General features: G+C 55.2%; 24 protein-coding genes and 2 tRNA genes. 20 read left to right on the forward strand and 6 right to left on the reverse strand.

What is annotated here, in order from left to right; all coding sequences use genetic code 11:
• Nucleotides 1–30: 30 nt before the first annotated feature.
• Genes treY through BKP64_RS04265 form a run of 4 tightly spaced genes read right to left on the reverse strand, consistent with a single transcriptional unit; the run spans nucleotide 31 to nucleotide 6,779 of the window.
• Nucleotides 31–2,946, reverse strand: a complete 2,916-nt coding sequence (treY, locus tag BKP64_RS04250; RefSeq protein ID WP_083329140.1) for a malto-oligosyltrehalose synthase — start codon at nucleotides 2,944–2,946, stop codon at nucleotides 31–33.
• Nucleotides 2,943–4,835: a malto-oligosyltrehalose trehalohydrolase gene (treZ, locus tag BKP64_RS04255; RefSeq protein ID WP_070966448.1), complete on the reverse strand. Its 1,893-nt coding sequence runs from the start codon at nucleotides 4,833–4,835 to the stop codon at nucleotides 2,943–2,945. Before treZ ends, treY begins: the two co-directional genes overlap by 4 nt.
• A gap of 16 nt (nucleotides 4,836–4,851) precedes the next feature.
• Complete coding sequence (locus BKP64_RS04260) at nucleotides 4,852–6,090, reverse strand: glycosyltransferase (RefSeq protein WP_070966450.1); 1,239 nt, start codon at nucleotides 6,088–6,090, stop codon at nucleotides 4,852–4,854.
• Entirely contained in the window at nucleotides 6,087–6,779 is a 693-nt protein-coding gene (locus tag BKP64_RS04265; RefSeq protein WP_070966452.1) for a DUF5752 family protein, read from the reverse strand. The genes BKP64_RS04260 and BKP64_RS04265 overlap by 4 nt, the downstream gene beginning before the upstream one ends.
• 174 nt (nucleotides 6,780–6,953) lie before the next feature.
• Here BKP64_RS04265 and tadA point away from each other — a divergent pair, with 174 nt between their 5' ends.
• From tadA to BKP64_RS04285, 4 genes are read left to right on the forward strand one after another with little or no spacing between them, the layout of a single operon-like run.
• Nucleotides 6,954–7,475: a tRNA adenosine(34) deaminase TadA gene (tadA, locus tag BKP64_RS04270; protein ID WP_070966453.1), complete on the forward strand. Its 522-nt coding sequence runs from the start codon at nucleotides 6,954–6,956 to the stop codon at nucleotides 7,473–7,475.
• A 9-nt stretch (nucleotides 7,476–7,484) separates the two neighbouring features.
• Nucleotides 7,485–8,480, forward strand: a complete 996-nt coding sequence (galE, locus tag BKP64_RS04275; RefSeq protein WP_070966456.1) for a UDP-glucose 4-epimerase GalE — start codon at nucleotides 7,485–7,487, stop codon at nucleotides 8,478–8,480.
• Nucleotides 8,481–8,515: 35 nt separating this feature from the next.
• Complete coding sequence (locus BKP64_RS04280) at nucleotides 8,516–9,859, forward strand: UDP-glucose dehydrogenase family protein (protein ID WP_070966458.1); 1,344 nt, start codon at nucleotides 8,516–8,518, stop codon at nucleotides 9,857–9,859.
• 5 nt (nucleotides 9,860–9,864) lie between these two features.
• Nucleotides 9,865–10,287: an HIT domain-containing protein gene (locus tag BKP64_RS04285; protein WP_083329282.1), complete on the forward strand. Its 423-nt coding sequence runs from the start codon at nucleotides 9,865–9,867 to the stop codon at nucleotides 10,285–10,287.
• A gap of 24 nt (nucleotides 10,288–10,311) precedes the next feature.
• Here the strand turns inward: BKP64_RS04285 and fabR are convergent, their stop codons facing one another.
• Nucleotides 10,312–10,935, reverse strand: a complete 624-nt coding sequence (fabR, locus tag BKP64_RS04290) for an HTH-type transcriptional repressor FabR (protein WP_070966462.1) — start codon at nucleotides 10,933–10,935, stop codon at nucleotides 10,312–10,314.
• 234 nt (nucleotides 10,936–11,169) lie between these two features.
• On the opposite strand from fabR, the gene aspS reads away from it, so the two are divergent.
• The 14 genes from aspS (at nucleotide 11,170) to nadA (ending at nucleotide 22,417) form a co-directional block, all read left to right on the forward strand.
• On the forward strand, nucleotides 11,170–12,981 hold the full coding sequence (aspS, locus tag BKP64_RS04295) for an aspartate--tRNA ligase (RefSeq protein WP_070966464.1): 1,812 nt from the start codon (nucleotides 11,170–11,172) through the stop codon (nucleotides 12,979–12,981).
• A 75-nt stretch (nucleotides 12,982–13,056) separates the two neighbouring features.
• The gene (gene ruvC / locus BKP64_RS04300; RefSeq protein ID WP_070966466.1) at nucleotides 13,057–13,584 is read left to right on the forward strand and encodes a crossover junction endodeoxyribonuclease RuvC; all 528 of its coding nucleotides are present in this window, start codon (nucleotides 13,057–13,059) and stop codon (nucleotides 13,582–13,584) included.
• A gap of 29 nt (nucleotides 13,585–13,613) precedes the next feature.
• Entirely contained in the window at nucleotides 13,614–14,243 is a 630-nt protein-coding gene (gene ruvA, locus BKP64_RS04305; protein WP_070966467.1) for a Holliday junction branch migration protein RuvA, read from the forward strand.
• Between the two features lie 148 nt (nucleotides 14,244–14,391).
• Nucleotides 14,392–15,423 (forward strand): Holliday junction branch migration DNA helicase RuvB, encoded by a 1,032-nt coding sequence (ruvB, locus tag BKP64_RS04310; RefSeq protein ID WP_070966473.1) that lies wholly within the window; start codon nucleotides 14,392–14,394, stop codon nucleotides 15,421–15,423.
• The gene (gene ybgC, locus BKP64_RS04315) at nucleotides 15,416–15,877 is read left to right on the forward strand and encodes a tol-pal system-associated acyl-CoA thioesterase (protein WP_070966476.1); all 462 of its coding nucleotides are present in this window, start codon (nucleotides 15,416–15,418) and stop codon (nucleotides 15,875–15,877) included. The genes ruvB and ybgC overlap by 8 nt, the downstream gene beginning before the upstream one ends.
• A 3-nt stretch (nucleotides 15,878–15,880) precedes the next feature.
• Complete coding sequence (tolQ, locus tag BKP64_RS04320; RefSeq protein ID WP_070966478.1) at nucleotides 15,881–16,570, forward strand: protein TolQ; 690 nt, start codon at nucleotides 15,881–15,883, stop codon at nucleotides 16,568–16,570.
• A 33-nt stretch (nucleotides 16,571–16,603) separates the two neighbouring features.
• Nucleotides 16,604–17,050, forward strand: a complete 447-nt coding sequence (tolR, locus tag BKP64_RS04325) for a protein TolR (RefSeq protein WP_070966480.1) — start codon at nucleotides 16,604–16,606, stop codon at nucleotides 17,048–17,050.
• A gap of 22 nt (nucleotides 17,051–17,072) precedes the next feature.
• Nucleotides 17,073–18,095: a cell envelope integrity protein TolA gene (tolA, locus tag BKP64_RS04330; protein ID WP_227515501.1), complete on the forward strand. Its 1,023-nt coding sequence runs from the start codon at nucleotides 17,073–17,075 to the stop codon at nucleotides 18,093–18,095.
• A gap of 37 nt (nucleotides 18,096–18,132) precedes the next feature.
• On the forward strand, nucleotides 18,133–19,425 hold the full coding sequence (gene tolB / locus BKP64_RS04335) for a Tol-Pal system beta propeller repeat protein TolB (protein ID WP_227515502.1): 1,293 nt from the start codon (nucleotides 18,133–18,135) through the stop codon (nucleotides 19,423–19,425).
• A 66-nt stretch (nucleotides 19,426–19,491) separates the two neighbouring features.
• Nucleotides 19,492–20,061: a peptidoglycan-associated lipoprotein Pal gene (gene pal, locus BKP64_RS04340; RefSeq protein ID WP_070966489.1), complete on the forward strand. Its 570-nt coding sequence runs from the start codon at nucleotides 19,492–19,494 to the stop codon at nucleotides 20,059–20,061.
• A 24-nt stretch (nucleotides 20,062–20,085) separates the two neighbouring features.
• A complete protein-coding gene (ybgF, locus tag BKP64_RS04345) occupies nucleotides 20,086–20,853 on the forward strand; it encodes a tol-pal system protein YbgF (protein ID WP_070966492.1) in 768 nt (255 codons plus the stop codon).
• An 84-nt stretch (nucleotides 20,854–20,937) separates the two neighbouring features.
• A tRNA-Lys gene (locus tag BKP64_RS04350) sits at nucleotides 20,938–21,013 on the forward strand.
• Nucleotides 21,014–21,083: 70 nt separating this feature from the next.
• A tRNA-Lys gene (locus BKP64_RS04355) sits at nucleotides 21,084–21,159 on the forward strand.
• Nucleotides 21,160–21,355: 196 nt separating this feature from the next.
• Nucleotides 21,356–22,417, forward strand: a complete 1,062-nt coding sequence (nadA, locus tag BKP64_RS04360; RefSeq protein WP_070966496.1) for a quinolinate synthase NadA — start codon at nucleotides 21,356–21,358, stop codon at nucleotides 22,415–22,417.
• Nucleotides 22,418–22,465: 48 nt separating this feature from the next.
• On the opposite strand, the gene BKP64_RS04365 is transcribed toward nadA, so the two are convergent.
• Nucleotides 22,466–23,944 (reverse strand): M48 family metalloprotease, encoded by a 1,479-nt coding sequence (locus BKP64_RS04365; protein WP_083329142.1) that lies wholly within the window; start codon nucleotides 23,942–23,944, stop codon nucleotides 22,466–22,468.
• Nucleotides 23,945–24,108: 164 nt separating this feature from the next.
• On the opposite strand from BKP64_RS04365, the gene BKP64_RS04370 reads away from it, so the two are divergent.
• Together BKP64_RS04370 and BKP64_RS04375 are read left to right on the forward strand one after the other, a co-directional pair.
• Nucleotides 24,109–24,336 carry a sulfurtransferase TusA family protein gene (locus BKP64_RS04370; protein ID WP_070966497.1) on the forward strand — a complete coding sequence of 76 codons (228 nt, stop codon included), beginning with the start codon at nucleotides 24,109–24,111 and terminating at the stop codon, nucleotides 24,334–24,336.
• A 16-nt stretch (nucleotides 24,337–24,352) separates the two neighbouring features.
• On the forward strand, nucleotides 24,353–25,432 hold the full coding sequence (locus tag BKP64_RS04375) for an AI-2E family transporter (RefSeq protein WP_070966499.1): 1,080 nt from the start codon (nucleotides 24,353–24,355) through the stop codon (nucleotides 25,430–25,432).
• Nucleotides 25,433–25,438 lie beyond the last annotated feature (6 nt).

Below are 25,438 nucleotides of genomic sequence, written 5' to 3' on the forward strand. Positions count from 1 at the left end.
TTAGCAGGAACCGGTCCGGCATTGGGCCAGTCAGAGTGGCGCACAATTTCTGGTGAGTAAGGCAACGGGGAAATATCGGAAAAGATCTGCAGCCCTGAACCAGAGGCCATTGTCGTTCCGGGAGACCTGCGGAACCTCATCAGTAAGCACATTGTGGAAACTGCCTGTGCTGGCATCTCCCCCAGCCTCAATCCACGTATCATCCCACGTAGGACTGCCAAGTGGCATGCTGTCGTTTCCGTCAGTCAGCCTCGCGAACCAGCGTGGAACCGCAACTATAACCTCTTTATCTCCGAGGCGCCGGCCGAAAGCACAGATGTGGTTAGCTCTGTGCCCCCGGGTTTTCAGTTCAAAATACTCACCCTCAATGAACAGGGAGTATTGCTGGCGCCGCAAGGTCAGTGTCCGCCATGTAAGAAACAGCTTGGCTCGTCCATCTTCGATTTGGGTCAGTAAATCCTGCAAAAGGGCCCGAGGGTCTGAGTTGTTCCGATATTCGGTTGTTAGCGCCTGCAGTGCTCGCTGCCGACGATGAAAATCGACAGGGGCTCGATTGTCGGGGTCAACGAGATTGAAAGCACAGAGGTCATTGCCCTGATAGATGTCCGGAACGCCAGGGATCGTGAGTTTAAGCAGCGTTTGTGACAGGCTGCTGAGCAAACCGAACCATCCCAAACGTTGTTGAAAGGGAATAAAATCCTTTAGAAACTCATTGTTCCTTGAGTTGTCCAGCAATGCGCGCACAAACAATTGCATGGCACTTTCGTATTCAGGGTTCGGATTGATCCAGGAGGTGAAGACCTTGGCTTCTCTGACAGCCTTGAGCATGTAAGCTTCGATACGGCCTCTGATTCCCGCCAGGTCAGACTCGGGTGTTGTTCCCGGTGGCCAGGCGCCCAGCAGAATCTGATAGAGCAGATACTCATCATTGCGGGAGGGCATTGGGATATCATTGACGAGGCGTTTCTTGTGGCGATTCATTCGACTCCAGCGAGACACGTGCTGGCGCCATTCACGGGGCAATTCGGAGAGGATGTTGATGCGGGTACGGACATCCTCGCTGCGCTTGCTGTCATGGGTGGATGTCGTGACCATCGATTGAGGCCATGCCGACAAACGGCGCTGGTTTTCCTGGTGGAATGTGTCGACGGACACACCGAATGCTCGCGGGTCAAAACCAACGTCATTCATCGAAACCAACCGGTTGTAACTATAGAGTGCGGTGTCCTCCAGGCCCTTGGCCATAACCGGAGCCGTGTACTGCTGAAAACGCAGGGCGAACCTTACCACTTCCTGCCTTATTCTCGGGCTATACCTGTTGACCTCGCCAAGGGTTATTAACTCTTCCAGAAAATCGAAGATCTGTATGTCATTTGCAGGACTGCGCTTCTTGGCCTGAGTGATGGCCTGACGGATGTAATGATAATCTGTCTCGGAGCTTCGCTCCCGGGTGATGTACGTCCGATAGACCGGAAAGCAGGCAGCGATCTCCGCGGTGGCTGCACGCAGGGCCTGGTAGGTGAAGTCGCGGGTGTGACGGTCAGTCTGCGCAATGCTGCTGGCCAGCTTGGCGAGGGAAGTCAGGTCACTCGCCAGCGCGCCGTGAATGATGAGTTTTTTCCGCTTGTATAACAACTCGCTGAAGTCGTCACTCTGGCCCGTGAACTGTCGGTAGAATCGGCTAAGCGCATGCTCTGAATCCGGACAGATCAGCAAGCCGTTGAGGAGGTGGGCGGCTTCGTATCCTGTGGTGCCGGAAACTGGCCATTCAACAGGCAGGTGTTCCGGGTAGGTGAGTACCTTTTCTACCAGCACATAATAGTTGGCTTCCGTCGGCTCTTGCACCTTGGCGTCCAGCGTGCTGGCGATCATGGCCTGAAGGTCGCCATAGTATTTGAAGGGGTCAGACAAACCATCCGGGTGGTCAATGCGTAAACCGCTGATCTCACCATTATCGATAAGCCTCTGGACAAGGCGATGAGTGGCGCTAAACACGTCGTCGTCTTCGATTCGGATGCCCGCCAGTTCATTGATATCAAAAAAGCGACGGTAATTGATCTCGTCTGATGCCACCTGCCAGTACGCCAGTCGATACGCCTGCTTCTCCAGCAAGCGGTCAAGCGGGTCGAAGCTTTCTGGTTGGCCCAAAGTGCCGTTGAAGTGTCTGAGGTTCCTGTTTATATGCGCCCGGATTTCGGGGTAATGGCGGTATAGTTCGGTTAGATGACCTTTGCACGCCGCAATGCCCCTGGTCCGTTTTGTTCGCCGGGTACTGGCTAGCTCCGTCCGCCGTGGCAGAGCATGGCAATCGGCAATAAGCGCTGTAAACGAACTGAAAACCTGAGGATCTCTGCTCAGTTGGTGCTCTAGCAGCTCGATTCCAAAGCTGAGGATTTGCGGGTAGCTGCGAGGGTCAACCGGAAACAGGTGCTCGTAATAGCGTACGCCAAAGGTGCCCTCGTCAGCATTCAATACAAGCGTCAACTCGCCTTGCTCAAGGGTGGCGCCATAGTGATCACCCAAAAAGGGCAGCAGGACCTTGTTGCGCAGAGCAGGATTGGCAGGGTGCCAGTCAATGTCGAAATACCGGGCGTAGGCAGAAGACTCGCCGTTTTCCAGAACATCGAGCCACCAGGCGTTATCGTCACCTCCGACGCCCATGTGGTTCGGAACGATATCCAGAATCTGGCTCATTCCATGTTCCTGCAACGCCTGGACGTAGGTGGCGAAACTGGCTTCGTCTCCGAGCTCCGGGTCCAGAGCATTGTGATCGACTATGTCGTAGCCATGAGGGCTGCCGGCCCGTGCTTTCAGAAACGGTGAAGCGTAAATGTGGCTGATGCCGAGGAGGTGGAGATAAGGGATGATTTTGGTGGCAGCGGCGAAGGTGAAGTCACGATTGAACTGCAGGCGATAGGTTGCAGAGGGTGCTACAGGCGCTCTCATGCAGAGGTGCTCCCGGCCTTCAGTAACCAGGCTACTGACCAGGGGGGTAGCTCCACGTCGCCGTGTTTCCCGATCAGCGGTGTGTGAGTGGCGTAAAGGACCTCGCCCGGTGGCCATTTGATGCCTGCAATGCCTTTGCTATCAAGGTTGGCGATGAGGAAAAGCTCGGAGCCGTCGCCCAATACCCAGCGTGCTGCCAGAGCTCGATCGCCGAGTTTCAGGGAGGGTTTCTGATGGCCGGCCATTTTACCAAGCCGGGGTATCAGTTCTCGTTGTCGAAGGGCGTTAAGTTCCCGATTTAGCGTCAGCCAGTATGTATGCTCCTTCAGGTCACAGGTGGTCCAGTCGAGTACAGACTGTGTGAAGGTTTCCGGAGCCATCGGGTTGGGTATGCATTCTCGTGATTCGGGGTCACTGAATTGTGGAAATCCAGCGAACTCCTGCTGACGACCGTTAATGACGCTTTCCGCCAACTCCGGCCCGAAGTCACAGAAAAAGGTGAATGGCTGAATGCAGCCCCACTCTTCACCCATGAATAACAGAGGCACTGAGGGGGCAAGCCGGAGCAGGACCGTCGCTGCCCTGAGCTGCTCCGGACTGGCCAGCGAAGCTATGCGTTCGCCGAAAGCCCGGTTGCCTACCTGGTCATGGTTTTGCAGAAATGAGACAAAGGCGGTGGCGGGTAAATGGCCGCTGGGTTCGCCTCTGCGGCGCTTCTCGCGATAAGCCGAAGGCTCTCCCTGATAGGTAAACCCCTCGGTCAGGCATCTTCCCAGAAGCTGAACTGGCTCATGGGTGTAATCCATGTAGTAGCCCGTCGACTCACCTGTTAGCAGCAGGTGCAGGACGTGGTGGAAATCGTCGTTCCACTGAGCGTTGTAAAGTTGTGGTCTTGCGTTCCTGTCGCGGGGCAGGAAATGCGCTGCGTTGTGATCATTCTCAAGGATCAAATGAATATGTCGGGTGTCACCAAAATGGCTGCGAACTCGCTGTGCCAGATCAGTAAGAATGTCCGGCGTCGAATCGTCCGTTATGGTGTGAACAGCATCCAGGCGTAACCCGTCGAGATTGTATTCTTGCAGCCAGAACAGCGCATTGTGGATGAAAAACTGCCGCACCGGCTCGCTGTCATTACCGTCGAAATTGATGCCCGCGCCCCAGGGAGTCTCATGTCGATCAGAGAAAAACTGGGGCGCATAATGCATAAGGTAGTTGCCCTCAGGCCCGAAATGGTTGTAAACCACATCGAGATAAACCATCAGGCCGCGCCCATGAGCGGCATCGATGAGCGCTTTCAGGTCGTCGGGGCGTCCATACTGGCTGTCGGGAGCGAAGAGGTGGACAGCGTCATAGCCCCAGTTACGGGAACCGGGGAAGTCCGCCACCGGCATCAATTCGATCGCGGTGATGCCTAGTTCTGCCAGATAGTCGAGTTTGTCCATCGCCGCCGCAAAGTTGCCTTCCCTGGTAAAGCAGCCAACGTGCAGCTCATAGATGATGGCCTCCTCCCATGGGCGACCGCACCAGCTTGCGTTTCGCCATGACCAGGTGCCCGGATCCACCACCTCGCTGGGCCCGTGCACATCGCCGGGTTGAAAACGCGAGGCAGGGTCTGGCACCAAAACGTCGCCATCAATGCGAAAGTAATAAAGACTGCCGACACGGGCCAGCTCGGTGATGCTGCTGAACCAGCCCCCGGGTTTGGCCTCCATTGGCACCAAGACTGCCTCCCGCAGGTCCGGGACGCGTTCGCTACCCGTAGCAGGAGCGTTCAGACACACCTCGACCCGCTGTGCGGACGGCGCCCAGAGTTGGAACCGGACGCGTCCATCTTTCCGGAGTTCAGCGCCAAATGGCATGTAATGTGACTGCTGCGTAGTCTCACTCATTAAAAGATGATGCTTTTCAGATAAGTTCTATGCGGTCCCTGGAGCCATAAAACAGGGCGGCCATTAGCGTCAGATATTCCCGCAGATGGCGCGTTATAAGAAAGTTGTCGCGAACAAACGACTGCGCTTTTTCACCCATTGCCTGAATTTTTTGAGGCTGGTGCAAAAGGTACCGGATTCTCAGGGCGGCACCTTCCGGTGTGTTCGCCAAAAAACCCGTGTGGTGATTGATGACCTGAAGTCGAATGCCACCGACATCACCTCCGATAACGGGCTTTCCTTTCCACATCGCTTCGGTGACGGTCAAGCCAAATCCTTCACGGATCGATTTTTGCAGAACGATGTCGGCGGAGCGCTGCAATGCGTTGATCTCAAGATTGGCATCTGAGGGCAGTAACAGAACATGGATGTCCGGGTCACCTTGGGCGGCCGCTTGCACCTCGCTGAGAACCGCGCTCCCTTCCGGGTCATCCGACGCGCCGCCGCCAGCGAGTACCAACTGAATCGAAGGCAGGAATTGCTTCGCCAGCTGATAGGCCTGGATGACACCAAGCGGATCCTTGAACCGATCAAAACGTGAGACCTGAGCCAACAGGGGGCGCTGTGGATCGAGTTGATAACGGTCTAAAATGCTCTGTATATATTGCGGCTCCAGCTCTATGTTTTTCTCGCTCAGCGGGTCGATACTCGGCGGTATAAGGTACTGCGGGTGCGGTAATTCCTGGGCGAACGCTGCCAAAGAAAAGATGCTGGCATCGTATGGGGCGACGAAATTCCGTAGATATTTCCAGACTGGCCGGTAAGGGTGGCTTGCGTCGATATGGCAGCGCCATATCCATTTACCTTTGCGGTCAGGGCAATACCTGAGGAGTGGCGCTGGTTGCGGATCGTGGATGAACACGAAATCCGCATCCTCAAGGGTGGGCCTTAACGTTTCAGCATTACGTTCATTGGTTTTTTCAAAGACATTGAGCAGGTTGTTACTTATCGGAGTGCGGTTACCTTGCAGGGTATTGTGAAAGCCCTTGGTGCACTCGAAGAACTGCTCCTCTCCGGATATGACTTCCCAGTGAGCATCAATGCCCAGCTCACGGGTCAACGGAATCAGTTTGGTCAGGATCTCTGCAACGCCACCGCCAACACGGGTTGAATTGACATGTACAACTTTCGCGCCGGCCAGGGGGCGGGCGAGTTGCCGCAGATGGGCAATAACATCTGGCCCGACAACGTCCGCATAGGCTTCTAATAGACTCATTGTGATTCCCTCTGAAAGTATGAGGTGAACACACTTGCAAGCTGATCCCGTAACTCGCTTAGCGAACCAAAGTAGGGATCGATGCCCGCGAGTTTTTCTTGCAGTGGAGTGAATTCGTCGCCAAAGACCATCAGCCAGTCACTGAAGTCGTCACGACCATCAGAGGTCCGTCGCCGGGCATCAATAAAATGGTAAAAAACACTGCTTATGGACATGTCTTTTATGGCGGGCAGAAGTTCGTGCGGTTCCTGCAATTGTTTTTCGGTATTGAATACGACGATTTGGGAACGGACGAATTCAAATTGCTGGGTGGCGCGGGCCCATAACAAGTATTCAACTTCGTCCAGTCGGGTATCGACAAGCTCCTTAATTTCCTGCCGGAGGGTATCAAGGTCAGGAAAGCTTGTGGGCGCCAAAGCTGAAAGTCGTTCTGCAAGTACCGCGTCGTGAATGCCGTGCCTGACCCAGGCGGCGAAGTCGTTGTTATATTCACGCTCTTCAAAGCGCGGCTGAAGTAATCCGCCCCAAAAATGGTGGTAGATGCTTGCCGTATCTATATTGGCCAGCTCACTGCGGAACTCCTGCAACATTCTCGCTTTTTTTCCGGTGGCCAGAACAACCAAAGCACAATCTTTTATGCGGAAGGCCTTCCCGGTTTCCGCCGCGTTTGTTGGTTCGGTTTGAGTCATCGGGTAGCGCCTCGGTGTTGCTCGGGACTTTCATTGTCAATCACTGGCTGAACACTGACATCGCTTTTGGATTCGGGCATTGAAATTTGTCAAACCTCAGGCGCGGCCAATGGTTATTCCGTGACGATATGACATCTCACTTGTTATAGTTCCGTTTTTTAACGGGTTTCCGGTATGGCTGGTGAGTCCACGACACATCTTTCTAAGGCTACAGATGAACACTGGATGGGCCGGGCGCTGGCGTTGGCGGCCCAGGCAGCCAGTATCGGAGAAGTGCCGGTTGGGGCAGTGGTGGTTCTTGACGGGCGCGAGGTCGGTGCCGGTTTCAATGCCCCCATTACCGGCTGTGATCCAACAGCCCACGCTGAAATCCGGGCACTCAGAGACGCGGCCGCGCGCGTGGGTAATTACCGTTTGTCCGGGGCGACGCTTTATGTAACGCTTGAGCCCTGTACCATGTGCGTCGGAGCCATTATCCACGGCCGTATAAGCCGGTTGGTTTACGGTGCTCCCGAGCCAAAAGCGGGCGCTGTGGAGTCGGCCCGGAGAACGCTAGATGAGCCATACCTTAACTGGGAAGTGACCGCTGTTTCAGGCCTTCTCCAGGATCAATGCAGCCAGATAATAAGTGATTTTTTCAGTCAGCGCCGTGAACAGATCCGGCGTCAGCGGAAGCAACTATCAGGGAAGGAGTAGACTTCGGTCATGAAAGTACTTGTTACCGGCGGTGCCGGGTATATTGGCAGCCACGTTGTTCGCCAGCTCGCGCAGGCGGGTCACGATATTGTTGTCTTTGACAACCTTTCAACCGGATATCGCTGGGCAGTCACAGCGGGCGAACTGATTGTCGGCGACCTGGCGGATGAAGCCGCGATCGAGGGGCTGTTTTCAAAACATGAGTTTGAGGCTGTGCTTCATTTCGCTGCCAACATCGTCGTGCCGGAATCGGTTGAGAATCCTCTCAAGTACTACAGTAACAATACCCGCAATACCTTGAATCTGCTTAAAGCTATTGAAAAATATCGCGTTCCTTTCATGGTATTTTCTTCAACGGCGGCGGTTTACGGGATGCCAGAGCAAACCGTGTTAACCGAAGAGCTCCCGCTCGCGCCTATCAATCCTTACGGCGCCTCCAAAATGATGAGTGAGCGGATGATCATGGATCTTGCCGCGGCATCGGAGCTCAATTACGTCATACTTCGTTACTTCAACGTCGCAGGCGCCAGCCCGGAGGGACTGCTGGGGCAGGCTACGCCGGAAGCAACGCACCTGATCAAGGTTGCCTGCGAGTGCGCCACAGGTCAGCGTGAGGGCATGAGCGTGTTTGGCACCGACTATGAGACCCGGGACGGTACCTGTGTTCGTGACTACATTCACGTGGAAGATCTGGCAAAGGCTCATGTCATGGCGCTGGATTACATGGCGCGTGGCGGCGATTCCCGGGTTCTGAATTGTGGGTATGGCCGTGGCTTTACTGTCCGGGAAGTGATTGACGTGGTTAAAAAACACTCCGGTCGAGAGTTCCCGGTGACTGAAACCGGGCGCAGGGCCGGGGATCCGGCGGCGCTGATGGCGGACAATTCGCGAATCCGGGCAACACTCGGTTGGAAACCGGATTTTGATGATCTGGACACCATTGTCGGGACGGCGCTTGCCTGGGAAGAAATCTGGCAGAAAAAGAAAACTGCCAACGCAAACTGAGTTTTAGTCTTTTCTTTCTGATCGGGATTTAACGGATGAAAATAACGATTTTTGGTACCGGTTACGTGGGCCTCGTAACCGGTGCATGTCTTGCCGATGTGGGTCACCATGTGCTGTGCATGGATGTTGACCAACACAAAATTGAAAAGCTGAAAAACGGACAGATTCCGATTTACGAGCCGGGTCTCGACAACATCGTCAGGCACACGGTAGAAGCAGGGCGGCTGTCATTCACAACCGATACCGAAGAAGCGGTGGGCCACGGCATACTTCAGTTTATTGCCGTGGGGACGCCTCCGGATGAAGATGGGTCGGCCGACCTGCAGTATGTGACTGCCGTTGCGAAATCCATCGGCCAGTACATGGATGAATACAAGGTAGTAGTCGACAAATCGACTGTGCCTGTGGGGACAGGGGACAAGGTAAAGGCGGCTGTCCGTGCCCAGCTTGACCGTCGTGGCCTTGAGCTGGAGTTTGATGTGGTATCGAACCCTGAGTTTCTGAAGGAAGGTGCGGCGATCAATGACTTCATGAAGCCGGACCGGATTGTTGTGGGTACCGACAGTGAAAAGGCGGCCGAACTTCTGAGGGAGGTGTATTACCCGTTCAACCGTTCCCATGATCGGATGATTTTTATGGATGTCCGGTCTGCGGAACTCACCAAGTACGCTGCCAATTCCATGCTGGCGACCAAAATCAGCTTCATGAACGAAATCGCAAACCTGTCGGAGCGCCTTGGTGCGGACATTGAAGCAGTTCGTCGTGGCATCGGGTCCGACCCGCGCATTGGGTATCATTTTATTTATCCGGGTTGCGGCTACGGAGGCTCCTGTTTCCCGAAAGATGTTCAGGCGCTGGCGCGGACGGCGAGGGATTGCGACTACGATGCCCCGTTACTGAATGCTGTAGAAGCCGTAAATGATGCCCAGAAGCACGTGCTTTTTGACAAGATCAGTCATTACTTCATGGGGAACCTTAAGGGTAAGGTTGTGGCGTTATGGGGGCTTGCGTTCAAACCTAATACAGATGATATGCGTGAGGCCTCTTCGCGCAGACTGATGGAGGACCTCTGGAAAGCGGGTTCTGTAGTCCAGGCTTTCGATCCTGAAGCGATGGAAGAAACCCAGCGCATTTACGGTGATCAGGCCGGCCTGACGCTCTGCGGCACCAAGGAGCAGGCTCTCAAGGGCGCGGATGTTCTGGTGATTTGCACCGAGTGGAAGGAGTTCCGTTCTCCGGACTTTGATATGATTGCGTCTGCTTTGAAGGAGCCGGTCGTGTTTGATGGTCGGAATCTTTACGAGCCTGAGATGCTGGATCGTTATGGGCTGATTTACTACGCGATCGGCCGCGGCAGAAATCAGTTCCATTCGGAGTAACCATGATGGAGAAACCGGAGTTTCAGCTCCACGAGCGGCTGGCGGCGGACACGATCAGTCTCGGCCGGAGCCGATTATGCGAAATCCGGTTGATGAATGATCGTACCTGGCCGTGGGTGCTTCTGGTGCCTGCGTTTGCAGGCATCCGGGAGATCTACGAGCTGACCGGTGAGCAGCAACAGCGGTTGATGGAAGAATCTTCCACTTTGAGTCGCGGTATGATGGCGCAGTTTTCGGGCGACAAGATGAACGTGGCTGCGCTCGGCAACATGGTGCCTCAGCTCCATTTGCATCATATTGTTCGTTTTGAGGGGGATCCTGCCTGGCCGGGGCCGGTGTGGGGCAAGCAAAGCCCTGTGCCCTACACGGATGACGAGCTTGTCGGTATGAGGCGTAAGCTTGAACCTGTGCTGTCGCTGCTTACATGAGGTCTGGTCAGGCTGCGGTATGAGTTACTTTCTGGATGCGCGCCTGGCCATGGTCTGTGCCCCCATAAGAATCATCCGAAGCTCTGTTTTCAGCTTGATCTTTAACTCCTCTCGTTCTTTCGCTGTTGTGTCCAGAGCTTCGGCGCCCTGATTGAAAACCAGTGTCACCATCGCTTCGGCGACAAGTCGGGCGTCGGAAAGTGGTTTCCCCCGCTCCTCGGCAACTCTGTGAAGGTCATCGGCCAGCTCGGTTGCAAAATGATCAATCTCGGCTTTGATTGCCGTCCGGAAGGGCTTGGACACGCCGGTTCGCTCCCGGAGCATCAGACGGAACAGGTTCGCGTTATTGCCGAGGTACTCCATGAATGTTTCCACCGACGTGGAAATGGCGCTGCCATCACGGGCGATCCGCTTTCTCGCGTGACGCATCAGCTGGCGCAGCGCGACACCGCCCTCATCAACGAGGGCAAGACCCAATTCGTCGAGTTCGGAAAAATGACGATAGAACGAGGTGGGCGCAATTCCCGCTTCCCGTGCAACTTCCCGAAGACTGAGACTTCCAAAGCCACGATCAGCGCTCAGTTGTGCCAGTGCGGCATCCATCAGGGCACGACGAGTTCGGAGTTTTTGCTCGGCTCTGGACGACAAAGTGCGGCTCCCTATACTGCATGAACCGAGCATTCTAGCGATCTGTGGGCAGGGAGTCATCCAGCCCGGAGAGTCACCGAGAATCACGCCTGATTTTCCGCGACATTGTGTTTATAATGGGCGGCTTTTCCAGTAAGGTCGCGACGAAATTTTTGCGGGCCAGATTTGAGTAGCAAATAAGCGTCACATGCTTGGCCAGACATTACGCACACATCAGAAACAACGGGAACCGGTATGCGCAGTCATTATTGCGGTGGGATCAATGAATCCCACATTGATCAGGAAGTCACACTCTGCGGATGGGTACACCGCCGCCGTGACCATGGGGGTGTTATTTTCCTTGATCTGCGGGATAGGGATGGTATTTCCCAGGTGGTTGTCGATCCTGACACCCCGGAAAGCTTTGCTCTTGCAGAGAAGGTCCGTAGTGAGTTTGTTGTCAAGGTAACCGGCCGGGTGCGTCGCCGTCCCGCAGGCACCGAGAACAACAACATGCCGACCGGCCAGGTTGAGCTCCTGGGTAAGGAAGTGAGTATCCTGAACGCGGCCGCAACGCCACCGTTCCCTCTGGATGAGCATGTCGACGTGGGCGAGGATGTGCGTCTGCGCTACCGCTTCGTCGATCTGCGTCGCCCGGAAATGATCAATCGCCTCCGGTTCCGTTCCCGTGTGACCAGTTACATCCGTAACTACCTGGACAGCAACGGCTTTATGGATGTGGAAACTCCGATCCTGACCCGTGCAACTCCCGAAGGTGCCCGTGACTACCTGGTTCCAAGCCGGACTCACGAAGGCTCCTTCTTCGCGCTGCCCCAGTCCCCCCAACTGTTCAAGCAGCTATTGATGGTGTCTGGCGTAGACCGCTACTACCAGATTGCCAAGTGTTTCCGTGATGAAGACCTGCGGGCCGATCGCCAGCCCGAGTTTACTCAGGTGGATATCGAGGCATCGTTTATTGACGAAGAGACCCTGATGGGGCTGAACGAAGACATGATTCGTTCCCTGTTCAAGGATGTGTTGGACGTCGAACTGCCGACATTCCCGCGTATGCCGCACTCGGAGGCGATGCAGCGCTTTGGCAGCGACAAGCCAGACCTGCGCATCCCGCTTGAGCTGATTGATGTGGCGGACCTGGTTGAAAGCGTTGATTTCAAGGTATTTGCAGGGCCGGCCAAGGACCCGAAAGGTCGTGTTGCTGCATTGCGCGTGCCGAAGGGTGGGGAGCTGACCCGTAAGCAAATCGATGAGTACACCAAGTTTGTGGGCATCTATGGCGCCAAAGGTCTGGCCTACATCAAGGTAAACGATCTGTCCAAGGGTGTTGACGGTCTGCAGTCGCCGATTATCAAGTTCCTCGGTGCCGACGTAGCTCAGGCCATCATGGAACGCGTTGGTGCTGAAGACGGTGATATCGTGTTCTTCGGTGCAGATAAAACCACGGTGGTTAACGAGGCTCTGGGTGCACTGCGTATCAAGGTTGGTCATGACCTGGGCATGCTGACTTGCGAGTGGGCCCCTTTATGGGTTGTGGATTTCCCGATGTTCGAGGAGTTGCCTGACGGTGGCCTGACCGCGATCCACCATCCGTTCACTGCACCTTCCTGCAGTGCCGAAGAGCTGGCGGCAAACCCGGCTACTGCTCTGTCCCGTGCGTATGACATGGTACTCAACGGAACCGAGCTCGGCGGTGGTTCGATCCGTATCCATGATGAGAAGATGCAGGAAGCGGTATTCGGTATTCTCGGCATTGGCGAGGAAGAATCCCGTGCCAAATTTGGCTTCCTGCTGGATGCACTGAAGTTCGGTTGCCCGCCGCACGGTGGCCTGGCCTTCGGTCTTGATCGTCTGGTTATGCTGATGACAGGGGCCACGTCCATTCGTGATGTGATCGCTTTCCCGAAAACCCAGAGTGCAACCTGCCTGATGACCCAGGCGCCCGGCGAGGTGGATGAGAAGCAGCTGCGTGAACTGCATATCCGCCTGCGAAAATCGGCCAAAGCGCTTGAAGGTAACAAGGCGGAGAACGAGGGGCAGAAAAGCGAGTAAATTCTGATGCGCCGGTGACCACTCAGGTGCACCGGCGCAATCATGGAATCGTACTGAAGCGACAGGGGTATCGATTTGGCGATCATTCTGGGCGTTGACCCCGGGTCGAGAATCACCGGTTTCGGGATTATCCGGGCGGAAGGTCGTACGATCGAGTACATTGACAGTGGCTGCATCAGGGTGGGCGAAAAGCCCATGGCTGAGCGGCTGCAGGCGATTTTTCAGAGTCTGGCTACGCTCATAGGTGAGTTCCGCCCGGAAGAATTTGCCATTGAGCAGGTATTCATGGCGCGAAATCCGGACTCTGCGCTGAAGCTCGGTCAGGCAAGGGGCGCCGCCATTGTCAGTGCTGCCAACAGCGGGCTCGCTGTTCATGAGTACTCGGCGCGGCAGGTCAAACAGGCGGTCGTGGGTAAGGGCGGTGCAGATAAGGCCCAGGTCCAGCACATGGTGCAGGTGCTGCTGGCTCTCTCCCGCAAGCCCCAGGCGGATGCTGCCGATGCACTCGCCATTGCCTTGTGCCATGCCCACATGAGCCAGAGCATTCTCCGTGTGGCAGGTGGTGGCGGAAAGGTGCGTAGCGGGCGAGTGCGACAACAATAATTCGCTCTCAGGAGCAACAGGAGATTCCCTTGATAGGTCGTATCCGAGGCATTTTGATAGAAAAAGCGCCTGGTCATGTTCTGGTGGAATGCTCCGGGCCTGGTTACGAAATCGACATTCCCTACACCACCTTTTTCCACCTTCCCGAGATTGGAGAGGAGGTCGTTCTCCATACCCATTTTGCGGTGCGTGAGGATGCCCAGAGCCTCTACGGCTTTGCGTCGCGTCTGGACAGGGATTTGTTTCGTTTGCTCATCAAGGTGAATGGCGTGGGTCCAAAACTGGCCGTGGGGATCCTCTCGGGTCTTGATGCCCACCAGTTCATCCGTTGTGTTGAGGCCCGTGATGCGAATGCTCTGGTTAAACTTCCCGGCGTTGGCAAAAAGACCGCTGAACGCCTGCTTATTGAAATGGCAGATCGGATAGGGCAACTTGAAGGGCAGTTTGTACCGGCATCTCCTGAGAGCGCCGGGTCCGCAGCGGCTCTCTCGGCAGTCCCGGTTCGTAGTCCTGATGCCCGAGAGGAAGCGGAGGAGGCTCTTATCGCATTGGGCTACAAGCCACAAGAGGCGGCGAGGGCGATCAACAAGATTGCGGAAGAGGGGATGTCCAGCCAAACCCTGATCCGCCTGGCTCTGCGTAATATGATACCGGCATGATGACGCCAGTTTAATGTGTCGCCTGTGTAGCGCCAAACCTGTAGAGAGCGTAACGTGACACCCTCGGGCCCGTTTGTACAATTGGGGCAACGTTAAACAGAGGCGGGCGCACAGGCATGATGTTGATTCCCAGAAAACGGATAATGCCATGATCGAATCCGACCGACTGATCTCAGCACGGGCCGGTGAATACGAAGAGGTGCATGACCGGGCTATTCGTCCCACGTTGTTGGCTGAGTACGTCGGTCAGCCTTCCGTGCGGGAGCAGATGGATATTTTCATCTCCGCAGCTCGTGGTCGCCAGGAAGCACTGGATCATGTGTTGATTTTTGGTCCGCCTGGGCTTGGCAAAACTACGCTGGCCAATATCATTGCCAACGAGATGGGGGTTTCTATCAAGACAACCTCCGGCCCGGTTCTCGAAAAGGCCGGCGACCTTGCCGCAATGCTTACCAATCTCGAAGAAGGCGACGTTCTTTTTATCGACGAGATCCATCGCCTCAGCGCGGCTGTGGAAGAAGTTCTCTATCCGGCGATGGAAGACTACCAGCTGGATATCATGATTGGTGAAGGGCCTGCAGCCCGTTCCATCAAGCTGGATCTCCCCCCGTTTACGCTCGTTGGTGCCACCACCCGTGCGGGTTTGCTCACATCACCTTTGCGCGACCGGTTTGGTATTGTCCAGCGACTGGAGTTTTATAACACCGAAGATCTCACCAGTATCATCACGCGATCTGCGCGCCTGTCCTCCGTGAATATTGATGAAGCAGGGGCTTTTGAAATTGCGCGCCGGTCACGTGGTACTCCACGAATCGCCAATCGACTGTTGCGCAGGGTTCGCGACTTTGCGGAAGTTCGTTCGGACGGGCATATCAGCGTCGATATAGCCGACCAGGCCCTGAATATGCTTAAGGTGGATAGTCAGGGGTTCGATCATATGGATCGTCGCCTGCTGCTCGCAATGATTGAAAAATTTGACGGTGGCCCGGTAGGCGTAGAAAGCCTGGCTGCTGCAATCAGTGAAGAGCGCGGCACCATCGAAGATGTTCTGGAGCCATTTTTGATCCAGCAGGGGTACATGTTGCGGACACCTCGGGGTCGAATGGTGACCTCCAATGCTTATCAGCATTTCGGTGTTGTGCCTCCGAAATCCGGCAGGGAGGACGATCTTTTTGGCTGAGCAGGAAGCGGGCAGTTTTTTTGAGCTACCCATCCGTGTTTATATCGAAGACACCGATGCCGGTGGCATCGTGTTCCACGCAAAATACCTTCACTATATGGAGCGTGCCCGCACTGAGTGGGTGCGCAGCTGTGGCGTTGGGTTGCGCGCCGGGCTTGCCGACAATATCAGTTATGTTGTTCAGCGATTGGCAGTCCACTATTCGTTACCGGCCCGCCTCGACGACCAGTTGATGGTGACCGCTGAGCCAGTCGCATCCGGCCGGGTGTGGATGGAGTTTCGGCAGCGGGTTTTCCGGGCAATTGACCGGAAACTGCTGTGCGAGGCAGATGTCAGGGTGGCATGTGTGGCGCTGGATACCGGTCGCCCACGGCGTTTACCCGAAAATATGCAGGAATTGCTCAGGAAGCATATCCGAATCATCGAAACGACCAACAGAACAAGCCAGGAGTAAAAGGTGGAATCAGAAGTCTCAGTCTGGTATCTCGTTTCCAACGCCGGTGTGCTGGTGCAGCTGGTTATGCTGTTGCTCGCACTGGCATCTGTCATGTCCTGGGCTCTGATCTTTCAGCGCCTGCAGGTCTTCCGAAAAGCCAGACAGGCTCAGCTCGCCTTTGAGGAAAGGTTCTGGTCGGGCATGGATCTGGGGCAGCTCTACCGGGAAGTGAATGCGGAACCAACGGCGTTCTCGGGGATGGAGTCTGTTTTCCGTGCAGGGTTCAAGGAGTTTTCACGTCTCCGCCAGCAAAGTCGCGACGCAGACGCCGTTATGGAAGGTTCCCAGCGGGCAATGAGAGTGGCTTTTTCCCGGGAGCAGGAGCGTTTGGAAACGCACCTTCCGTTTCTTGCAACGGTGGGCTCCACCAGCCCTTATATTGGTCTGTTCGGGACGGTTTGGGGCATCATGAACTCGTTCCGTGGCCTGGCTCAGGTGCAGCAAGCGACCCTCGCAACGGTCGCTCCGGGTATTTCCGAGGCGCTTATTGCGACTGCCATGGGCCTCTTCGCGGCCATTCCGGCAGTAATTGCCTATAACCGTTTTTCCGCCATGTCGGACGCGCTCCTGAAGAATTATGAGACGTTTGCTGAGGAGTTTTCCAGCATTCTGCACCGTCGGGTGCATAGTAGCGAAAAGAGTGTGGCGTAATGCCTGTTTACCTAAAGACTGGAGCATAACGCAATGAAAGGCATGGGAATGATGCCGGAGCATCGGCGTAAGCCGATGTCGGAGATAAACGTTGTCCCGTACATTGATGTGATGTTGGTGCTTCTGGTGATTTTCATGGTAACGGCACCGATGCTTACCCAAGGTGTAAAGGTGGATCTGCCCGAGACAACCTCTGACCCGATTCAGCCTGATAAGAATGTGGAGTCCATTGTTGTATCGGTGGACACCAACGGCGCGTATTACCTTGAAGTCGGTGATAAAGGTAGCGATCCGATGTCTCTGGGTGAAGTTCGGGAGCAAATTGCCAAAATCCTCTCGCAGAGGACCAATAGCGAGATCCTCGTGCGTGGCGACGAGCATGTTGAATATGGAACCGTGGTTCGGCTGATGGCGGAATTACAGGGGGCCGGAGCAAGCAGCATCGGCCTGATAACCGAATCGCCTTTGGACGAGAAGTGAGACCAGTGCGGGCAGAGTTGTTGTGAAAGGTCACGAGCGTGAATTAACCAGCACGGGCAAGCCCCCATGGAAGTCGCCGGTTGTATTGTCGGTCACCCTGCATCTGCTGATTATTGGCATTGCACTGGCCGGCTGGTCGTGGACAAGTCCGGAGCATGAGCCACCGCCCCGGAGTATCTCGGCGAGACTGATTTCCCAGACTCCGGAACCTAGCCCGATTGTGGAACCCGTTGACCAACCCGATCGTGAGGAAGAGCGAAGGGCAGCGGAACAGAAGCGCAAGGCAGAGGAGCAGCGAAAGGAAGAGGCACGCAAGTTGGCGGAGCAACAAGCCCGCGAGGCGGCCCAGCAGAAGGCTGAGGAGGAGCGAAAACGCCAACAGGCTCTGGCCCGTGAACGCGAAGAGGAAAAGGCGCGGGCAGAGGAAGCGGCCCGTCAGAAGGCGGAAGCTGAAGCGAAAGAACGTGAGCGGAAGAAAGCTGCAGAGGAGAAGCAGCGACAGCAGGAGGCCAAGCGGAAAGCGGAGGAAGAAAAGCGCCTTCAGGAAGAGCGTCGTAAACGTGAAGAGGCTGAGCGCAAAAAGCGGGAAGAGGAAGCGCGCCAGGAAGCGGAGCGTAAGCGTCTCGAAGCGGAACGGAAGTTAAGGGAGCAACAGCTGGAAGCATTGGCGGACGAGGCTGAAAGATCCAGGAAGGCAGAAGCCGAGAGGCAGGCCCAGGCAGCTGCGGCTCGCGCCCGCGAGGCTCAGATGCTGACCGAAAGTGAGAAATACCTGGCACTCATCAAGGAGAGGCTCCAGCAGGCATGGTATCCGCCGTCTTCGGCGACTGAACAGATGGTGGCGCACCTGCAAATTACCTTATTGCCAACCGGAGAGCTTTCCGGGGTAAGACTGACTCGGAGCAGTGGCAACACAGCATTTGATAATTCGGCCATGGGTGCAGTCCGTGCTCTGAACCGGTACCCGATTCCGGACGACCGGGATACATTTGAACGGTACTTTCGTCAGTTCACTATTGAATTCAACCCAAGCGGGTTGAGATAAGGAAACGGATAACAAAATGACACAGCGGAATTGGACTATGTCGTTACACAAAGCGCTGGCAACGGTGGCGCTGGTCTTCCTGATGGCAGCCAGTGCCCATGCTGAATTGTTGATCCGGATTACCGAGGGGGCGGATTCGGCTATCCCCATTTCTATTGTCCCGTTTGCCGAGAATGGTGCCATCCCCCCGGGAGACAAAGTCAGCAGCGTGGTTCAAAGCGACCTCACCATGAGCGGCGAGTTTCGACCGCTGCCACCTGAAAAAATGCTGAGTCTTCCCTCCAAGCGTGAGGACGTGTTTTTCCGCGACTGGCGACTGTTGGGGCAGCGCTACGTCCTGGTCGGTGAGTTGACTCGTAGTGCGGATCGCGTGCAAGCGCGTTATGAACTCTTTGATGTGAACACCGAACAGAGAGTTCTTGGAGAAACGGCAGCGGCACCCGCATCCAATTTGAGAACGCTCGCCCATCACATTAGCGACAAGGTATATGAAGCCATTACCGGGGTGCGAGGCGCCTTCTCCACCAAGCTTGCCTACATTACACTTGATTCGTTCAACGGAAAGCCCCGTTACCGTCTGCAAGTGAGTGACGTGGATGGAAAGAGGGCACGAATCCGGTTGGAAAGTGAAGAGCCCATTCTCTCTCCGGCCTGGTCGCCGGACGGGAAGAAGCTTGCTTATGTGTCGTTCGAGACAGGTAAGCCTGTGATTTTCGTTCACGAACTGGCGAGCGGAAAGCGTACCAAAGTCGCAGATTTTTCCGGTCTCAACTCGGCCCCGGCATGGTCCGACGATGGCCAGTCGATGCTCATGACGTTATCCAAAGATGGCAACGCCGAAATCTACCGGATGAATTTGCAGAATCGTCAACTGACTAAAATCACCAACCACTGGGCAATAGACACTGAAGCCAGCTGGGATCACACGGGCAAGGGGTTGTTCTTTACATCGGACCGGTCCGGTGGCCCGCAAATTTATCATAAGGAAGATGCAGGGGCCGAGCCCCGGCGCATTACCTTTGGCAGCCGTTACAACGCCCGCCCAAGGCCGGACAACAGTGGCAAATTCGTTTACTACGTGCATCAGCGGGACAGGGCTTTTCACATTGCCAGAACCAATCTTAAATCCGGCGAGGAGACCATTCTTACTCGCACCGAATCCGATGAATCTCCCAGCGTATCCCCAAATGGTCGCATGCTTATCTATGCCACGAAGCAGGGCGGCAGCAGCGTACTCACGGTCATTTCCGCCGATGGCGGGGCTGCCTACAGTCTGCCTGCGTCGGAAGGCGATGTGAGGGAGCCTGCCTGGGGTCCGCTGGCCCGATAACAGATGGCTCAGGGCCGTCTGGTGAATAATTGCGTAACCAAGTCAACCAACTGAAAGGAAGTGATTATGAAATTGTCAGCTCAAACCAAGGTATTTGCACTGCTGTTGTCTGTCGGTCTCTTTGCCGGCTGTAGTTCTACCGGCGAGACTGTGGACGGTGGTGCTTACGGTTCTGACGTAGAGCCGATTGACCAGGAAGGTGGCTCCACGGTCTACGGTGGTGATGACCAGGGTGGCGTGTCTTCTTCAGCGCTGACTGAAGAAGAGCGAATGGCCGCGCAACAGAAGGCCGAGCAGGAAGCGCTGCGTGATATCACGACTTTTTACTTCGACTTCGATACTGCTGAAATCAAGCCGGAAGCCCGTGATGTCCTGGTTGCTCACGCACAGTTCCTGGCCGCCAACCCTGGCCAGCAGGTTCGCCTGGAAGGTCATGCCGATGAGCGCGGAACCAAGGAGTACAACCTGGCCCTGGGAGAGCGTCGTGCAAATGCGGTGCAGCGTTTCCTGATTGTGAACGGCGCTTCACGTGGCCAAATGGAAACCGTAAGCTATGGTGAAGAAAAGCCGGCGGTCATGGGCTCTAGCGAGAGCGTCTGGGCTCAGAACCGCCGTGTGGAGCTCGTATTCGAGTAAACGCACCTGATGTCAGGAAAGACCATGAGAAAACGACTCATGGCGACAGTGGTTCTCCCGTTTGCCTTTGCGCATGCGGGAGTGGCGCTGGCGCAGTCATCTACACCCGCTTTTCAGAATAATTCCTCGGAAGCGCAACGGAAGGCGAATAGCAGTCAGGCCACTGCCGAACTGTTTTACATGATCCAGCAGTTGCAGGGGGAGGTTCGCCGCCTGCAAGGCGAGGTGGAGGAGCAACGGCACCTCATTACCCGTTTGCAGGAGCAGGGAAGAGACCGCTATATCGACCTTGATCAGCGGATTCTGGATCTTTCTGAAAAGGTTGCGGAAAAAGCGAAGGCGCCAGCGACTGAGGCCGGTGGCGCAGGTACGAGTCCCGGACCGGTCACCAAGGAATATCGGCAGCCCGGTGCTGAAGAGCGCAAGGCGTACGAGCAGATCCAGGACTTGATCCAGAATCAGAAAAAGTACGACCAGGCGATCAGTCAGCTGTATGAGTTTATCGACAAGTACCCGGAAGGAGACCTGACGGTCAACGCGTATTACTGGCTGGGTGAGGTTTACCTCGTCAAACCGCAGCTGGAGCAGGCCAAGCAGGCTTTTACTGTTGTGGCGACCCGTTATCCGGACCATCGCAAAGCACCGGATGCGGTATTCAAGCTGGGCGTTACCCTTGATCGTCTCGGTGATAAGCAGGAAGCCAAAAGGCGGATGCAAAATGTCATCAGTGACTATCCGGACAGTAGCGCTGCTGAGCTTGCCCGAAAGTTCCTGAAGTCTGGTAATGGCTGAACAACAGTCGCGGCAAAAATGTTGAGAAACCTGGAAAAAGGGGTTGATCAACGCCGAAAAATCATTACTATATGCGCCTCGTTTGGGTCGTTAGCTCAGTTGGTAGAGCAGTTGGCTTTTAACCAATTGGTCGAAGGTTCGAATCCTTCACGACCCACCAAATACGGATCCGGAAGTGCGCTGAGGCACTTCTGGATCGGTCAGGGTCTCAGGCGCTGATCAGCAGTTACGGGTCGTTAGCTCAGTTGGTAGAGCAGTTGGCTTTTAACCAATTGGTCGAAGGTTCGAATCCTTCACGACCCACCAAATAACAGGAGCCCCTCGGGTTCTTGTGAAAAAAGAGCCTTCGGGCTCTTTTTTTTTGCGTATACGTTCTTACCTAGTCCTGTAGAGACCTATGAATTTCTGTTTCAAAGGTTCGTTACCTGTATGTTTCAGAACCCTTAAAACTGGATTTGAAGTGCTATACTCCCGATAGACCATGCAATAAAGAGATGCAGTAATGACACGAGCTGAAGATCGTATTCTGGTTCATGAACACCTTGCCCATGCCGCTGAGCCGAAACCGCTCAGCGCGGATGAAAAGGCGGACCTTGAGGCGCGCATCAAGGCTAGCCTGAAGGCCAGGGATGCTGTCCTTGTGGCTCATTACTACACGGACCCGGATTTGCAGCGCCTGGCGGAAGAGACCGGTGGGTGCGTCGCTGACTCCCTCGAAATGGCACGTTTCGGTAATCAGCATTCCGCATCTACGGTTGTGGTCGCGGGTGTGCGCTTCATGGGTGAAACAGCGAAGATCCTCAATCCCGAAAAACGGGTACTGATGCCTACGCTGGAGGCGACCTGCTCTCTGGATGTGGGGTGCCCGGCCGACGAGTTTTCAGAGTTCTGTGATGAGCACCCGGACCGGACGGTTGTCGTTTACGCAAACACCTCGGCCGCAGTCAAGGCCAGGGCTGACTGGGTTGTCACCTCCAGTTGTGCACAGGCGATTGTCGAAGACCTGGATGCTCGTGGGGAAAAGATACTCTGGGCGCCCGACAAGCATCTGGGCCATTACGTTCAGAAGACAACAGGAGCCGACATGTTGCTGTGGGATGGTTCCTGTATCGTTCATGAAGAGTTCAAGTCCCGGGGGTTGGAAGACCTGAAAGCCCTGTATCCGGATGCAGCGATCCTGGTACACCCCGAATCTCCGGATGCCGTGGTTGAAATGGCGGATGTGGTAGGTTCAACGTCGCAGTTGATTCATGCGGTTCAGACCCTGCCAAACGAGAAATTCATCGTGGCGACAGACAATGGCATCTTCTACAAGATGCAGCAGTTGGCGCCGAACAAAACGTTGATTGAGGCCCCGACTGCAGGCAATGGAGCAACCTGTCGCAGCTGCGCTCACTGTCCGTGGATGGCGATGAACGGACTTGAGAATTTGTTGCGGGTCCTGGAAACTGGCGACCAGGAGGTCCTGGTTGATGAGGCACTTCGAGAGCGGGCACTCAAGCCTCTACGGCGGATGCTGGATTTCACCGCAAATATGAATCTAAAAGCGGCGGGCAATGCCTGATATCGATGGGGGCGGAGCGCCCAAGCCTTCCCGGTTTGTCCCGTTTGGCTATCTGTTTTTCTGAGCATTCAGGCGTCGGGTTATCTCCGCCAGTCTCTCGGTAACGACCTGGCGCTGGGGTGATCCGGCAGGGAGTTTTTCCTGGGCTTGCCGGAGCTGCCGTTGTGCTGATTCCAGGTCTCCCATCAAGGCATCATATTCCGCCCGCGCGCGGTGGACACCGACAATGTTTCGGCCCATTCCTTCGGCCTCTGCCAATCTCAGCCAAAGGTGTTCTTGCCCGGGGTATCGCCTGGTAAGCTGTCTCAGGTGCTCTGCGGCTGCATTTCCGTTACTGTCAGCGATCTCTGCCGTAGCGAGCGTAAAGGTAATCGGGTAGTTCCCGGGATTTCTCGCCAGGGCATCCTGCAGCAGGTCCCGGGCCGCCTTCAGGTGTTTCTGATTGATCAGCACCTCGGCCAGTGTGACCTGGAATGTGATTCTGCCTGGGTTTCGTGCCAGCAGGTCTCTCAGGACCTCTTCCGCTTTGTCCGCCTGATTGTTTTGCAGATAAGCAACAGCCAGTCCATACCGGATAGCATCGTTTTGTTGTGCATCCGGGCGGTTCAGGTAGGCCTCAAAGGTTTTCACTGCGACATCTGGAGAGGAGGAATAATGCACCTGAAGGCGGCTGCGTATCAGGTGGTATTCCTGTCCGTCACGGATATCCTCATGAGGGTATTGCTCTGCACGGTTTCGGGTATCGGATACCCGGCTCTGGGTCAAAGGGTGAGTCGAAAGGTATTCGGGAACCTGATTACCCTGTAGCCGGTTCTGGCGCATCATGATCTCGAACATCTCGGGCATTCCCCGAGGGTCCATGCCTGCGGTAGCAAGAATGTCCAGGCCAACACGGTCAGCCTCCTGTTCATTGGCCCGGCTGTAAGCGAGCATATTCTGGGCAGCAAAGGCCTGGGTCCCGGCAATGGCGGCTATGCCGATGTCGGACTGGGTTACTGCTGAGAGTACGATGCCGGCAATCATGCCCGCGAGTGTGAGCGGGGCACTGGTTTCCTGTTGTTCCAGGCGCCTGGCGAAATGTCGCTGGCTGAGGTGCGCAAGCTCGTGAGCCAGAACCGAGGCGAACTGTTGCTCTGTGGTTGCATTCAGGAACAGGCCCCCGTTTACGCCAACGATACCTCCGGGAACAGCGAAGGCATTGATCGCCGGACTGTCGATGAGGGCAAGGGTAAGGTCTCTGTTCTGCAGCGGAGCTGAAGGAACCAGTCGGTAGATGATTGCATTGAGGTAGTCGTAAACCAGTGGGTCGGTTATTCGCGGTGCAGAGCGCCGGATGGATACCATTACCTGCTGGCCAATGTCGGACTCCTGCTGTCCGGAGATCAGGCCACCACCACTGCCGCCGATACTTGGCAGAGTGGTTTCCTGTGCGCTGACAGGGGCGTGAGCGGTTGCGAGGCCAACAGCCAGTATGCAAGCTCTGGTTAGCCTGTGTGAACGGTAAAACCCGGATCTGGACACTTTCATGTAATGCAGTTTGCCTTTAGTTCCAAACGCCCCTGTGACAGCGGGTTGTGATAGAAAGTTCTGATATTCTGATTAAACAGTATTGTGATGCAATACATTATCACTGTCGGCATAATGCGTGCTTGTTAAATCCGCTTATTGTTTTTCGATGGTGTCACTGCTTTATGGTTGACCGTACTCTGGATGCTTCCGGGCTTCGCTGCCCGATGCCTTTGCTCAAAACCAAGCTCGAACTCAATGGCATGTCACCCGGGCAGGAACTGGAGGTGATTGCCACTGACGTCGGCTCGGCTCGGGATATTCCGGCATTTCTTGCGCTCTCAAGCCACGCCCTGGTCAGCTCATCGGAGAGCAATGGTCAGTACCGGTTTGTGATAAAGTGCGGCGGTTAATTTTTCGGAGACACCAATGATCAGGATTTTGCGCGGTCTTGCGCACAAATATTTTTCAGATGAAGAAGCGGTTATTCTTTTCCTGATTCTTGTAGTGGGAACGGTTTTCGTTATCTGGTTTGGTGCCATGCTAGCGCCGGCCATTGCTTCTCTGATTGTTGCTTTTATCCTGCAGGGCCTTGTCACCAAGCTCAACAGGCTTGGTCTGCCCGAGTCACTGTCCATCATGACAGTGTTCCTGGTGTTTCTCGGTGTGCTGGTAGGGTTTATTTTTGGTCTGCTGCCGCTGATATGGACCCAGGTCAGTAACCTGGCGGGAGAGACCCCCAGAATTATCAGAGAGCTGCAGTCCTACCTTGAACTGCTTCCGGAAGAGTACCCTCAGCTGATTTCGGCGGAGGCCGTGAATACGTTGTATCAGCAGGTTTCGACCGAAGTAGGGCATATGACCCAGTGGCTGGTGTCGTTTTCGCTCTCAAGCATTCCCGATCTGGTGGCGCTTCTGATCTATATGGTTCTGGTGCCCATCCTGGTGTTCTTCTTCCTGAAGGATCGCGAAGTGCTGCTTGGGTCCATTTCGCGCCTGTTGCCCCCACAGCGCCCGATGATGCTGAGAATCTGGCACGAGGTGAACCTTCAGTGCGCGAATTATGTTCGAGGCAAGGCCCTTGAAATTCTGATTGTGGGTGGTGCCACCTACATAGCCTTCAAGTTTCTTGGTATGCCCTATGCTGCGCTACTTTCCCTGCTGGTGGGGTTAAGCGTCGTCATTCCATACATCGGTGCGGCGGTAGTTACTATTCCGGTTGCCGTGATTGGGCTATTTGCTTTCGGCTGGGGCAGTCACTTTATCTGGGTGATGGCTGTATACGGCATCATTCAGGCACTCGACGGCAACGTTCTGGTGCCAATCCTGTTCTCGGAAGTGAATAATCTGCACCCGGTAGCGATTATTGTGGCGGTTTTGTTTTTTGGTGGAATCTGGGGTTTATGGGGGGTGTTCTTCGCTATTCCGCTGGCAACCATGCTTAAAGCCGTATTCGCTGCCTGGCCGGTAAAGGATTCCGTTCCTCCACCGACCACTGAGCAGTCCTGATTTCTC

This window comes from Marinobacter salinus (genome assembly GCF_001854125.1).
Lineage (GTDB): Bacteria > Pseudomonadota > Gammaproteobacteria > Pseudomonadales > Oleiphilaceae > Marinobacter > Marinobacter salinus.